The 13,907-nt window shown below is 42.5% G+C and carries 15 protein-coding genes; 2 read left to right on the forward strand and 13 right to left on the reverse strand.

All coding sequences use genetic code 11. The features are described from left to right. Nucleotides 1–112 precede the first annotated feature (112 nt). On the forward strand, nt 113–460 hold the full coding sequence (locus tag J3998_RS12670; RefSeq protein ID WP_208151036.1) for a hypothetical protein: 348 nt from the start codon (nt 113–115) through the stop codon (nt 458–460). Between the two features lie 294 nt (nt 461–754). On the opposite strand, the gene J3998_RS12675 is transcribed toward J3998_RS12670, so the two are convergent. The 5 genes from J3998_RS12675 to J3998_RS12695 form a co-directional block, all read right to left on the reverse strand. Beyond that, nucleotides 755–2,179, reverse strand: a complete 1,425-nt coding sequence (locus tag J3998_RS12675; protein WP_208151037.1) for a DUF3987 domain-containing protein — start codon at nt 2,177–2,179, stop codon at nt 755–757. Beyond that, complete coding sequence (locus J3998_RS12680; RefSeq protein ID WP_208151038.1) at nt 2,176–2,466, reverse strand: helix-turn-helix domain-containing protein; 291 nt, start codon at nt 2,464–2,466, stop codon at nt 2,176–2,178. Before J3998_RS12680 ends, J3998_RS12675 begins: the two co-directional genes overlap by 4 nt. Further along, nucleotides 2,466–2,660 (reverse strand): helix-turn-helix transcriptional regulator, encoded by a 195-nt coding sequence (locus J3998_RS12685; protein WP_208151039.1) that lies wholly within the window; start codon nt 2,658–2,660, stop codon nt 2,466–2,468. The genes J3998_RS12680 and J3998_RS12685 overlap by 1 nt, the downstream gene beginning before the upstream one ends. A 180-nt stretch (nt 2,661–2,840) precedes the next feature. Further along, nucleotides 2,841–3,572, reverse strand: a complete 732-nt coding sequence (locus tag J3998_RS12690; RefSeq protein ID WP_208151040.1) for a hypothetical protein — start codon at nt 3,570–3,572, stop codon at nt 2,841–2,843. Then, the gene (locus J3998_RS12695; protein WP_208151041.1) at nt 3,556–4,758 is read right to left on the reverse strand and encodes a tyrosine-type recombinase/integrase; all 1,203 of its coding nucleotides are present in this window, start codon (nt 4,756–4,758) and stop codon (nt 3,556–3,558) included. Before J3998_RS12695 ends, J3998_RS12690 begins: the two co-directional genes overlap by 17 nt. A 331-nt stretch (nt 4,759–5,089) precedes the next feature. Between J3998_RS12695 and J3998_RS12700 the strand changes: the two genes are divergently transcribed. Next, a complete protein-coding gene (locus J3998_RS12700; RefSeq protein WP_208151042.1) occupies nt 5,090–5,407 on the forward strand; it encodes a hypothetical protein in 318 nt (105 codons plus the stop codon). A 106-nt stretch (nt 5,408–5,513) separates the two neighbouring features. Here the strand turns inward: J3998_RS12700 and J3998_RS12705 are convergent, their stop codons facing one another. From J3998_RS12705 to J3998_RS12740, 8 genes are all read right to left on the reverse strand, one after another. Continuing rightward, entirely contained in the window at nt 5,514–8,144 is a 2,631-nt protein-coding gene (locus tag J3998_RS12705) for a methyl-accepting chemotaxis protein (RefSeq protein WP_208151043.1), read from the reverse strand. Between the two features lie 437 nt (nt 8,145–8,581). After that, nucleotides 8,582–9,136: an SgcJ/EcaC family oxidoreductase gene (locus J3998_RS12710; protein WP_208151044.1), complete on the reverse strand. Its 555-nt coding sequence runs from the start codon at nt 9,134–9,136 to the stop codon at nt 8,582–8,584. 21 nt (nt 9,137–9,157) lie between these two features. Further along, entirely contained in the window at nt 9,158–10,147 is a 990-nt protein-coding gene (locus J3998_RS12715) for a LysR family transcriptional regulator (RefSeq protein ID WP_208151045.1), read from the reverse strand. A gap of 30 nt (nt 10,148–10,177) precedes the next feature. Further along, a complete protein-coding gene (locus J3998_RS12720) occupies nt 10,178–10,819 on the reverse strand; it encodes a BMC domain-containing protein (protein WP_208151046.1) in 642 nt (213 codons plus the stop codon). Then, nucleotides 10,816–11,436 (reverse strand): RdgB/HAM1 family non-canonical purine NTP pyrophosphatase, encoded by a 621-nt coding sequence (gene rdgB, locus J3998_RS12725; RefSeq protein ID WP_208151047.1) that lies wholly within the window; start codon nt 11,434–11,436, stop codon nt 10,816–10,818. Before rdgB ends, J3998_RS12720 begins: the two co-directional genes overlap by 4 nt. A 141-nt stretch (nt 11,437–11,577) precedes the next feature. After that, nucleotides 11,578–12,894 carry a SulP family inorganic anion transporter gene (locus J3998_RS12730; RefSeq protein WP_208151048.1) on the reverse strand — a complete coding sequence of 439 codons (1,317 nt, stop codon included), beginning with the start codon at nt 12,892–12,894 and terminating at the stop codon, nt 11,578–11,580. A 579-nt stretch (nt 12,895–13,473) separates the two neighbouring features. Further along, nucleotides 13,474–13,713 carry a hypothetical protein gene (locus J3998_RS12735; protein WP_208151049.1) on the reverse strand — a complete coding sequence of 80 codons (240 nt, stop codon included), beginning with the start codon at nt 13,711–13,713 and terminating at the stop codon, nt 13,474–13,476. Next, nucleotides 13,710–13,907 (reverse strand): 4a-hydroxytetrahydrobiopterin dehydratase (locus tag J3998_RS12740; protein WP_208148471.1); only part of this gene is annotated, 198 nt, incomplete at its 5' end. The genes J3998_RS12740 and J3998_RS12735, both read right to left, overlap by 4 nt.

Below are 13,907 nucleotides of genomic sequence, written 5' to 3' on the forward strand. Positions count from 1 at the left end.
CGTCTCAGAAACCTACTATCTGGATGCTAGTCAATTAGGCGATGATGACACTGGAAGCTATACAGTTAGCGCCGCCGTTGGTAATGATGATGATTATTTAGGAAATTAAAACATGAAAAATATTTTAACTATCTTAGGAATAATGACTTTTTCAGTAAATACTTATGCATCTGATCTAAAGGTTATGTGTGAATCACAGAATGAAAGAACTGCATATTTACTCAATATAAATATGCATAGCAATTATCTTATTAAAAAAGAGTTATTTGGAGATTCTGTTGAGCAGAATAGATTCAAAAAATATCAATTTTCAACTGAAAACAATTTAATTAAATTTATTGACTATGAAAATGATCAAATTGTGAATAAATACTCTTTAAATTTAAAAAATATGTTTTTGGAAGCAAGCTATCCTTACCCTGCAAAAGAAATAAAAATGTTTTGCAAAAAAATTCATTAGCTTTATAAAGATAATCTCTTTAAGTTTCAAGCGATTACCAAGGAAGTAGAATTGTTAAATTCCACTACCTTGGCAATCTTGAGGGATAGGAGTTGTAAACATTATTAAACAGGTCCTTATTGTTTTTTTCTAACGCCCTTCGGTTGTTGGATACCTCGGAAGTTGAATTTTTAAATTCCACTTCCTTGGCATCTTCAGATTGTCAGTGCATACCGCCAAATTAACCTAAAAAACCTAAAATAGTCCTTTGCCTGAGTAAATTAGGTTTTTTAGGTTTTTTGGCTATCACTGAATTTATTGCAGATGATGATTCCAGCGATACCGTTCGCTAGGCCTACCTCCTTTCTTGCCTATTGTGCTATCGAGCTTAATTAGGTAGTTATGCTTAACAAGTAGTTCAATACCAAGCTTGACCTCTTCAGTGCTGTTCAAACCACTCCAGTTATTCTGAGCTATCTCGCTAGGTGAGAAAGTTGAGTTTAACTTTTCTCTCTTATTTACAATATTTTCTGCATTTATGGCGGCTTTGTCTTGAATGCCGTAAATACGCTTTGCATGAGTTATCAGGTAGTTTGCCCACATCACCGCTTTGGTAATCGAATCCTCCATGATTTCGGTAGCTTGAGGATCTTCTGCCAGCTCAATTAGTAAAGCCAGTGCAGGAACCATCTTCCTGTACTTAGTTAGATGATTCTCTAAACTAGACTGATTTTCTTCAGCACTCAATTCATTAATGCTCTGTTTGTACCAATCGGTAAAGACTTTTTGTGCATCCGAAGAAAAGCATAGCGTTCTCTCCTCTAGCTGATAGAGTGTTGTAAAAACAGCCCATGCAGTACGATCAGCCTCTTCATTTGGTAGCTCATCGACATACTCTTGCTGGATTGGATCAGGCCATACGGCAAGCTGCAACCGCTGCATAAACCCATCATTAGAGCTCGCATTAGATAAGAAAATAGATTGCAGTACATCAGGCTGAATCGTACCTAGCAGTGAGAGAGTATTTTTTTCTATGAAAACGCTATTTCTGCTAACCCTATCGACACTGTAAGATGAGTTACCGTTAAAGGCTTCAAGCAGGTATTGTCGATCATTATTGGATGGTTGCTCGAACTTTCTAAACAATGCTGAGATCTCATCTTGAACATATAAAATGCCTGTAGGGTTGTTACCTTGAATTATCTGAAGCTTTTCAATGGTTGTGTCTCTAACCATTAACCTTGGTGGTCGATACCCAATCACTGGAGGTACAGGCCTAGTAGTTCTAAAAACCTCTTCCATCTTGTTAATGTGCTTCAGTGCTGAATCCATTGCAGGACTCTTCATTGAGCTAGGTTGACCTATCAGCAATCCCCATAGATTTGGAACCACCTTCCAGCTATGGTCATTGGCCTTTGGTTGCACCATGACTTTGTTACCTACCGAAGTCGCTAGACCAATCATGATACCTACGCCAATATAATCAGCAGGACATTGCAATCTATGCTGAAGATCCGTAGCCCAAGGCTGAAGACTGCTAGGTAATAGATCAAGGTCAAATCTATCTACAGGCAGCCCTGATAGCTGCGATAACGGAATCATTTCAGGGTCTCCACCCGATTGGGCAGAGGCTCCTGAAATAACCATGCAAGAAGAATCGTTTTTAGGTACACTGGATTTTCCAGATTCAGTAGTACCTCTGTTATGTTCTTCATTGTTCATTTCAGGGGTGTTATTCATGCAACACCTCCTTTTAAGGCCTTAGAAACAAGCATATACCGATAATGCCCACGCATTCTATGACCTAAAAACATGGTTCCTTTTCTGTAAAAAGCTCGAATGTTATAACCTTTATGTTTTTTTAACTTTGAGATGACCGCTGAAGGGCTTTTAATTCCAAGTGCCTTCAACTCTCTGGTTGATGCACTATGGCGATTGCCTAAAAATGTTAGAACCTGATGCTCCTGTTTAGTTAATTTAGGTTTTTTAGGTGCTTTCAGAAATGCCGTATTCATTGTGATTTTCATTACGCTACCTCCCCATCACGAGCAGAGATGCGTGATTCAATCCATTCTTGGACTTCAGACGCTACCCAAGCACTTGAGCGTTCTGTTAGTTTGACTGGCTTAGGGAAAAGGCCTTGTTTAGCCAATGCATAGATGTGTGAGCGAGATACGCCCGTGATATCCATTACGGATTTTAGTTTTAGAAGCTGTGTCATACATTTTCCTTTCTGTTGATTTATTAAGTAAGAGCAGCGCTGAATTGCGTTGCTTGATGCTTACTTTATGCACCAGGTAGAAAGGAAAAAATTGGTCAACTTGATCAAAGTTAACCATGATATTCTAACCACATTGAAACTCGCTATAGACAAGGGTTTCAGCCAATATGGTCAATAGCATTAATTAGGTTTTCGACCAGATTTAAACGTGACTATTTTCTGATCTCTGAAGAAATTCTTTGGTTCAACACTGAACAATGCATGATCTAATTTTTGAAGCTCACTCCATACATCTTCTTTTTTCATAAGAGGAACTGCCTCCTCATTTTGGCCTTGTAGCCATCGTACAAAAACCAGCTCTCTTTGTTGTTGCTTATTCAACTTCCCTTCCTCTTGAGTATCTTCAGATTTAGAAAGGCTGTTTAATTGTTCACCAAGCTGAGGAAGATCGGTTACTTTTATATATGCATGATTTAGAGTTATATCGTTAAATTTATTCAGAACAAAGTTAGAACTCCAAAAACCAAGTTTTGGTGAAAAGACAGCAATCTTACCTTCTAAATAATATCCTCCATCAGAGCGAATAAAAAACAATTCTCTTTCATTGAGTATTCCTTTGAGCAAATAGTCTAGAAATCTAGTAACTTTAATTTCAAGTAGCTGTCCCTTATCAATACTTTCGGTTACAAGACCCATTCGAAGGATTTTCTTTAACATTTTTAAACTAAAAAACTTTATGGAGTTGTATTCCATTGGCACATACGTCAGCACTTTATGAGACCTATTGACGAAATAAACAGGAGTACCACTAAGAATTGCTGCCAATAAAATATCGCTGGGATGCTTACCCGACATACCAATCAAATCATCTACAGTTTTATATTCATGCAATAGATTAGTTGTGTATTCCATTCTTTAGTCCATCCAAGTAATCAGCCCACTCTTGCATCATCTTAGTTCGTTCAGGCAATAGCTCTGCTTTGTTATAAGTTGCTCTAATACGATCTTGGCTTGCATGGGCAAGTTGTAATTCAATTGCATCTGAATTGTAACCTAGCTCATTTAGAAAGGTAGAGACGGTATGACGGAAGCCGTGCGAAGTAATAAACCCTTTACCGAATGATTCATTAGTTTCTGGATTAACCACTCTGGTTAATGCCATGTTTAATGTGTTCTCGCTCATAGCTTTCTTTTGTGAACTATGGCTCGTTAAGAAAACGAGTTCTTTATTGCCTGTTAGTTTCTGCAACTCTTTAAAGATAGCGACTGCCTGCACTGGCAAAGGTAATCTATGTTCCCTACTCGCCTTCATTTCTGCACTTGGAATCGTTACTAAGGCATTCTTTAGATCTACATATTCCCACTTCATGAAGCGCATATTTCGAGGTCTGAGGGCAAGTAATGGCATGAGTTGTAAGGCGTACTTAACGACTGCATCACCATGATAGTTATCTACCCCTTTCAACAGCAAAGCAAGCTCATGCTTATCCGTTAGATGATGAAAGTTCGTTGATGGTTTTGGCTTAGGTAGGATCTCTGCAAGCGTTGCAGCAGGGTTATTCTGAACTAACTGAAGGCTCAATAGATAGTTAAAGGTTTGACGGCAGTACCCTGCTAAATCTCGCGCTAATGACCTGTGGCCTTTATCAGCTATCGGCTTGAGAATGTTTAACAAATCTACTGCGGTGACTTCTTCCACTGCTTTGCCATCTAATGCAGGGAATAGATGCTTTTGCATCTTGAGAAGCTTCTTCTCAATGGTAGTGTCTTTTAGATCATGAGTTTTGATGGTTTCTTTAGCGTAAAAGCTGAATGGTTTGAGCTTAGCTTCTGCTTCTTTTGTCTGTCTTGGATCTATCCCCAGCTCAATCTTTAACCTAGCATCTTCATGCTGTAATCTCGCATCAGAAAGCCCAACAGCAGGATATTTACCGAAAGTTAACGTAATCCATTTCTGATTAAATTTAACGTCATATCGCCAAGATTTCGCCCCTGCTTTAGTGACAAATAAATACAGTCCACCACCATCAGCTAACTTGTAAGCTTTGTCCTTAGCTTTTGCATTTTTAACTTTGACATCAGTTAGTTTTCTTTGCATTTTGGGTATTGTCCTGTAAAGTCCGATACCCGATAAAATACCCTAAAATACCTTAGATGCCAATAGACTTTACAAGACAACACAATCTTACAAACCCTTGTAATAAAGGGATTAAAGAACTTTAACAGATAACCAAAGACCCTAGTTCGTATTTCTCCGCTCGCACCATATTCTAAAAGCCCGAGTTGATATTAATTCAACTCGGGCTTTTTTTATTCCCTATCCAACAGCAATTCTTACGATGTTTATCGTCACTCTATAAGACTTTTGTCAAATCCCTGTTTCGGCTACACTTCTGTTTACCTTGCTAGGAAAAAGACAGAGTACCCGCATGAATAAAACACAATATTTATCACGTTTAGCCGAGTTACTGACTTCGCAGTATGCCAACTTAAAAACCAGTCAAAAACAATCTGAAGGCTATGGCGCTAGAATAGAAGGATTTATGGAAGCCGGCTTAGTCGCCTCAGTGGTCACTCAAGATGAACTGAAAAAAGTGATTAATGATTCGCACCTAGCGGTATTCGGGATTAGCCTGGATGATCGAAATCACTTCAATGTCGATGCCGAACACATTAACGATATTCCTGCGTGGATTCGTAGAGGCGTGCAAATCAAAGAACTTAAAGCAAAAACACTTTCGTCTTAGTTCGAGGATATGACCGGAAAATGAAAAAACCGAGGAATCAGACACCTCGGTTTTACTTCCCAATGCTAGGGTCTGTTGACAATTCAAAATGGACTCTAGGCTACTCCTAATGCAGTTGCTGGCCGGCGCGCTCTGCCACACTAAGTGAAGCTTGATTTGATTGCTCGGCAATTTGTGAATCCAGCTCATCCAATAAATCAGCAACTTGCTGCGACAACTCTTCAACCTTACGTTTATTATCATTAACACTATCGAGGTCGTTAAACTCAATCGCGTCCATAATCAAACCAACAGTAGCATGGAATACTTGGTGAACTTCGTGCAACTCTTTCATTTGAGGAAAATGCATCAAATGCTGGCCTTCACTGTAAATCCATTTACCAAGTTCACAAACATTGTCTAAACGTGCATTAGCGGCATCAATACTTTTATCAATTCCCGACAAATAACTGTCAATCCGAACCACCCAAATATTGTGCGCCATTTTAAAGTCGGCAAAACGTGATGTGTATACCGTTTTTAGGCCATTACCTTGACTATGTAACTGAAAACGTGACACAAACTGCGCCTGTTCATTCGCTTGTTCACTCATGTGTCCGGCAGTCGCTGACAACTCTTCTACTAAAGCAGCATTCTGCTGAGTTGCGCCATCGAGATGACTCATTGCCAGATTAATCTGCTCAATCCCTTTGGCCTGTTCAAATGAAGTTTGCGATGCTTCAGACACTAAACCTTCCAGTTCTTTAATTTTTTCTACCATACCCTCGAACACTTGATTGGTGTTTTCAACATGTTCCGTTCCCATCTGAATCCGTGATGTCGTCGAGCTAATCAATGTGGAAATATCTTTAGCCGCTTCAGCAGATTTTTGTGCCAGACTGCGTACCTCTCCGGCAACAACCGCAAATCCACGACCATGCTCACCGGCACGAGCCGCTTCTACTGCTGCGTTTAACGCTAATAGATTAGTCTGGAAAGCGATACTATCTATGACGCCGGTAATTTCACTGATTTTGGCGCTGAAGTCGTTAATCTCATACATTGCAGTAATGGTCTCCTTCATCGCTGCAATCCCATGTTCAGCAATTGAGGAGGTGTCTTTAGCTAAGACATCAGCCTGCTTCATATTTTCTGCCGTATGTTGTGTGGTCGAAGTAATTTCTTCTAAGCTCGCCGCGGTTTCTTGTAAAGAAGCCGCATGTCGTTGAGTGCGCTCGGATAAATCTTCACTGGCGTTAGCTACTTCTTTGGACATATTGCCAATGGATTCGGTACCGGTTTTGACATTACCAAGAGTAATTTCCAAGTTGCTGAGCGAATTATTAATCGCGAGTTTGACGGAATTCAATTGTCCGGAAAACTCCCCATCCATTCGATCAGTCAAATCGCCTTGCCCCATTTTTCCAAGCAAGACATTCAAGTTGGTTAAGGTATTTGAAAAATTTGCTAATAAAGAATTGACCGACTCCGAGACATTGCGTTCAAAATCTTTTAGGCGGGCTGCTTCAATTCGATTCAGCAACTCACCTTCTGCTGCTTTGTTAATAATCGTTTCAATCTGCCCTTCAACAATCAATTGATCGGTCATATTCACCCATTCGGAAATAGTACCGATGCGCTGACCCTTATCATCAAAAATCGGACTGATGGTCAGATCGATTGAGACCTCGCCAATTTTGATTCGCGCATTATGCACATCGCTCAAATCATCAAGAATCTTACGCTGAAGCTCTGGATTGAGATGAAACATGTCGATGCTCTGATGCAGTAAATTATCAGCATCAAATTGTGGCAAGATTTTTTGCAGTTCCGGTTCAACGTCTTTAAGCATTTTCTGCAGACTATCATTGATGAAAATAATGCTTCTAAAGCGATCGGCAATCATCACGTTAGACGTAGCCGACATCAATGCATGTTCAATACGCTCGCTACGCACCTGATTTTCATGGGCTTGATCAAACTCAGCGCCAAAGCGAATCTGTAACGACTTCATGCGACTAAAAACATCATCCAAGTTGTTACTGCCAAAATCGTCAATCAGATTATCGAACTTACCTTCAGAAAGCGCAGTTAACGTTTCGCGGATAACCAGCAACTTAGCAGCAACCTTTAGCGCCACAAAGCTGCTGATTGCATAGGCAGCAACAGCCAATAAAGCAAACAGGTATGCCGGAACGGTTTCTAATAAACTCGGGACAAACGCCAATAACAGAGCAATCACCGCCAAAAACCCACTACTGGCGATGATGAGACTGGTCGGGTTTAATTTCTCCAGCAGATTGATGCGCTCTTTGGCTCCGACTATAACGCCATTTTTAATCTGCATTCGACCGGCATTAATTTCTTGGTAAGCATGAGTCGCAGCTTGTTTTTCAGTATTACTGGCCGGAGTACGAAACGACATATAGCTAACCACTTTGCCGTTTTCAAATATCGGGGTGGCATTGGCTCGAACCCAGTAATGGTCGCCGTTTTTACAACGGTTTTTAACGATTTGCGACCACGGTTTACCAGCTTGAATCGTTTCCCAGAAATCTTTAAAAACCACCGCAGGCACATCAGGATGGCGCAAAATATTGTGCGCTTGCCCTATCAATTCACTCCATTCATAACCGCTGGCATCGATAAAGGCTTCATTGGCGTGCGTGATAGTACCGTGCAAGTCGGTAAAAGAGACGATTTTCGTATCAGGAGGCAAGAGGTGTTCTTTTTGAGTTACCGGTCCATTATCTTTCATGACTGGACTCCTTTTAGCCTGTTCACTCTTAAATTCTTTTTAAACCCTATACTTATTAGGGTTTATCGTTAAGAGTAAAAAAACCGGCTCCGTAAAGGTACGCCGTAAGGCAGTAATAAGCCTACTTATGATATGAATATCACTCTTATGCTTGTCTTATAACCCGAATAAACTCTTGTGAATACCACTATATATAGCTGTAACTGCAATTCTTTATCACAATCCAACAGGAGGACGGATTATTATAGATTGCTTATAAAACAGAATAAGCAGTGCAAACTGCTTAGTGCAAACATCGGTAAGACGAAAATTTTTATACCTAAGATTGATTTAAATTAATTACTTGATTCATACCAACAAACCGCCCCAGAAAGGTTCTCGAGGCTAAAAACCAAAAAACCCGCCGAAGCGGGTTTTCTATGAGCATCGATTGCTGATTATTTTTCCGGCATCATTGATGAATGGTGGTGGCTGATTTTCCACTCGCCATTACGGAATTCGTACACGAAGGTGTAACGCGCCGGAACCACTTGCGACTTGCCGCCTTTAACGACTTTGAATTCATACACACCCGCATCGGTCAGTTTGTTACAACCTTGCTTAAGGTTACGCGACTTGATGGTGCCGTATGGCTTTGATTCCAAGAAGTGGTGGAAGTAGTCTTCAATCTCAGCATGGTTAACACGCGGCACATTGGAAACCGTCGGCAGTAGCACCGCATCTTCCCAATACAGTTGCGCGACTGCTTTTGCCTCGCCAGTCTGTAGCGCCATGTTCCAACGATCGAATAATTCTTGCGCAACACGCTCTGAAGATGGTGCACAGCTGCACGATTCGTCTGCAGTCGGGGTATCAATCGGCTTATACATATCACGCGTGGTGACCGGCGATTCTTGCAAACCACGATTGCCTTGCACGCTGCCGACGCTTACACGAGGATTGATATCCCACTCAATGCCGACTGTGCCGCTGATTTGATGACGATTGCTCATATTGCCATGCCTCACTTTTTGTTAATTAGGTTTAGCCAAATCGCTCGCGACAGTGCTGTCGTCGATTTGGTGATATTCATCGCCGCGGTCCTGTAAAAATTGCAGAAACTCCGAGGCGAGTACCGATAATTCTTTGCCTTTTGGATAAACGATATTCCAATGTTTGCGAATTGGAAAACCTTCAACATCCAATTCAACAATCGGGCCATTTAAGCGCTCGACTGGATTCAATGCATGTCTTGAAACGCAAGCCACGCCCAAGTCTCCGATAACGCAGTGCTTAATCGCTTCGTTGGTTTCCATCATCAGACGTTCATTGATTTTCAGCCCTTGCGCGGCAAACAGCGACTCCACAGCGGAACGAATCCCAGAACCTTCTTCACGCATAATAAACGGCTCTTGCGCCAAGCGTTTCAAACTGACCTTTTGTCCAACCAATTCATGTTCTGGATGCGCAATGATGACCAATTCATTTGGCAGATAAGGTACCACTTCTAAATCCTGGCTATTGGTTGGCACCTGCCCGATGATATAGAGGTCATCCAAATTCTGTTCAATACGCTTAAAAAGGTTTTCGCGGTTGGTGACTTTCAAACTCAGTTCGATATCGGTGTGTTTCTTACAAAACTCGCCGAGCGCCTTCGGCGTAAAGTATTTCGCCGTCGTCACCACCGCTACCCTTAGACGACCACGCTTAAGGCCTTTGTAATCGTCGAGCATAATTTCCAGATTGGAAAGACGGTCAATGATTTCGCGACAACTACTGGCAACTTTCTCACCGACTTCGGTCAAATAGATGCTTCGACCGACCTGCTCGTACAGCGGCATATCAATCGCTTCGGCAAAACTTTTCACTTGCGCAGAAACCGTCGGCTGAGTCAGAAACAGTTCTTGCGCGGCACGGGTAAAACTTAAATGACGTGAGACCGCTTCAAAAATCTGGATTTGACGTAACGAAGCGTGTCTAAGAAGAAAGTGACTGTTGGTGTTGCCATCCGGTAATCGACTCATAGCAGTCCCTATACGCTCTTGACCAGAGGCTTACATGGTATCGGTACAGCCTGGACCGTTAGGCCCATTCATACGCTGTAGCGCAGCCGTGGCAGCACGCGCCGCCTCTTCCATATCCGCTTCCTTACCGGACATAATCAAACGTCCGTAAGCACCCACCGCACGCGCTTCAATCAACTTAACGTTAGCAGCTTTCTCGGCTTCATTGGCGGCGTAGATAATATAACCGGCTGGGTCGGTTTCCATAATCAACATGCTTTCGCCCGGCAGAATCATCGATCCTTTACGGTTATCACGGTTAATCAGGGTGGCATGGTCAGGGGTAATCGAACGGATAATCTCGTGCCACATCAAACGACAAGGATGACGCGTGCTGTGTTCGGTGTTCATATAACGCAGCATATGGTCGCCAGATTCCAATACATCACTCTGTACGCGATGATGCACGAAAATCGAACCGTAAGAACGTTCAACAATCTGTTGACCAAGGTGGACGTTAGACGCCTTAAGCGCAATATCCGATAGGCGATGTACCGCCATACCCGGCGCAACCTCAACCCACAAACAGCTATCACCCGGTACCGGCAAGAAGCCCATTGAGGCGGTTCCCATATAGGCAGCCAATTGCGGTTGTAACGAGTCGATAAAAACCCAAGTACGTAATTCAATCATCCGCGTAGTGCCTTATCTTGTAACCACTGCTGTACAACCGACTTGGTCGCCTGTGCACGGGCACTAATTTCGTTTTTTACTTCTAATGGAATATCTGCCGCGACTCGGAAACGGTCACGGTCCCAGAAAATCGAATCATAACCCACGCCGTAAGCGGTACGTTCTTCCATTAGGATTTCGCCGTTCCAACGCCCCATACCGATAATCGGCGCGGGATCTTTTGGATGACGAACCAACACCACTGCACAGTAGTAGTGTGCTTTACGTTGTTCAAATGGAAGGCCTTGCAATGCCTGAAGAACCATCTGGCGGTTTTCCGCTTCCGTCGGCTTGCTGTTACCGGACTTGTCGGCATAACGAGCCGAGTAAATGCCCGGCTCGCCGTTTAGTGCATCAATGGATAAGCCCGAATCATCGGCAATCGCTGGCAGACCGGTTTTCGCACTGGCATGACGCGCTTTCTTAAGCGCATTCTCAAGATAGGTATCACCATCTTCAATCGCTTCATCGCAGAAAAAATCCGTCTGTAAATGAAAGTTACGCGCAATCGGCTGCAAAAGAGGTATCAACTCTTTTACCTTATGCGGGTTACCAGTGGCGACAACTATCGATTCCATAAATCCTAATTCGTTTCCAAAATTTCTTTGCCGTTGAAAACAACAAAACGACTTAATTAAGCCGTAATAAAAATCTAAAGCTTTAACCAAAACCTATTGGGCATAGCCAATAGGTTTCAGTTACGACTTTATGCCGAGATATTAGTTAATCTCTTTATCGTCGTCCTTAAACTTCTCAAAATATTGACGAACGATGGTGCCGGTAGGCTGACATTCGATTTTCGAGAAGATAACGTAGTAGATGATTGCGTGAATCACTAAGGTGATAATCAGGCCTTCAAAGATGCCCACTTTGAACACCAATAAACCACACAGTGTCGCCAGCAACATCGCATAAGGACCGTGCTTAGCTGTGTGCAATACACCCAGTACCATCTTGATACCAACAAAGGTCATGATGATGGCCAGCGCAAAATACGGTAGGTGGTCAAGGTACTGAACATTGAAGACAAAGAAAGTAATCAAAAGACCGATAACCAATACCGATAGCTTAGTGTAAGCACCCGCTAGACGGTTGGTCGAAGATTTCGCTAAGCCGTCAAGGTTAGTCATACCGCCGAAGAACGATGACCCCATGTTAGAAACCCAAATCGACAGCAATGAGTTGTTCGAGTTACATGGACGTTTTAGCGGATCAATTTTCTCAATCGCCGCATTCGACATAACCTGTTCAATTACATCAACCACCGCCAACATTAGCGCGAAGAAGAAAGCGTAAACCCACATCCAAGGATTATCGAAACTCGGAATTGGCAGGCCAATTTGGAACTCGACATCGGCAACATTCAGCATCTTAACGTCAATAAACATCGCTGAGATAATCCCAAATACAATTAACGCGAAATACGGAATTGCAGGCTTGGTATCTTTAAACATCTTAAACAGCGTAAAGAAGATAATCGCACCAATGACAGATAGGACGATTATTTGAATACGTGCATCTGACCAAAACTCTTCCGGCGCCGCTGCTGCAACCGGCAGCATCCATAGGAACGGTAAGAATTTCAGGGCAATCTTAAGCCCGATACCGGCGAGCAGGCCTTCTACCAAGTAGCCCGGTACCGCCATGAGCAGATATCTCTGCCAGTTGAACTTCCAGATGAGCGCTTGGAAAGTCGCTGTCAGGAAGATAATGAACGCCATGTTCTCAATACCGAAAGTCGCCACACCCATTGCCAAGATTGGAGCAAGACCTGCTGCAATCCCCGGCGCACCGATGAAGTTACCCGGACGGAACCAAGCGAAAAGGAAACCAATGAAAGAAGCGAATGCAACCGTCGCTAGACCAACCTGAATCGGGTAGTCAGACATTAACGCGATACCAATCGAAAGTGGAATCGCCATAGTGGCTGTAATCACACCTGCTTGTACGTCACGTACAGCATATTCCGGTCGGAACGCTGCTGAACCAGGATTTGTGTTCTGAGTGGTCTCAGTATTCATATTTTCTTGTGCCATCGTTTTATACACCTTCGTAATCAGTTAGTGCGTCAGCTATTTAAACGCTTAGTAACTGCTTCTTAGTCATGCTGCTTCAGGATTTGGCTCAACCTGAGAGCTAATAATTTATATCGAGATTTAAACAAATCACCGACTATTTTCGCTGTCATGCTCTTAAAACAGCTGTCTTTACACCTTTTTGATGAGTGCTAACCGGTAAGTATTGAAGCACTAACAAGGTACAAATCAAAATTTATTATTTGTCGCTTTACGATTAGCAAAGTACAAATATGGCCCAGCGCAAACTTTTGGTCTGGCTAAACGTTCTATATCCTAGTGATTTCGCTTCTAAATTGGAAATTGATAAAACAACTCCTATCCATAGAAACCATCAATACATATATAGACCAAAAATTTAAAATCTCCATATAAAAGATTCTAGACAAGCCTACTTATAAAAAAAGACCTACCTTTATTGAGACTGCATCAATCGCAATAAAGCTAAGCCCGTATTCGGATTCAAATTATTAAAAAGCTTAAAAAAAAGGGATATGTATACAACATACCCCTTCATGTCCTATCGAAACTCGATAAAACCTAGTCTGGCCAGACTCGACGTCTTGGTAACGCCTTAATCTTGTCCGCAATATGCGTCTCTTTCGCGACCGGTTTTTTTGCAGCAGCTTTCGCTGCTGGCTTTTTCACCGGGGCTTTCTTTGCTACAGGTTTCTTAGCCGCTGCTTTCGCTGGGGCTTTAGGTGCTGTAGCCGTCGACGTGGCTGGTTTTGCATCAGCCATTACATTTGCTGGAATTTCACCGCTAGTCTGTTCACTCATTCTGCTGTCTCCTGAGTCTTACTAAAGGCGTCATCAATGCCTTGTGCCAAGTTGAAGTCGGTATCAGATAAACCACTCTCTTGGTTTTGGGCATAGATGATCACCGAGACATGTTCGCGACCGAAGCTTAGGTTTGGGTGATGACCAACGTTGTCTGCAACGTCAGCGACCTCATCCAAAAAGTCACGCAAAAT

The sequence above is a fragment of the Thiomicrorhabdus marina genome (assembly GCF_017571465.1).
GTDB classification, from domain to species: domain Bacteria; phylum Pseudomonadota; class Gammaproteobacteria; order Thiomicrospirales; family Thiomicrospiraceae; genus Thiomicrorhabdus; species Thiomicrorhabdus marina.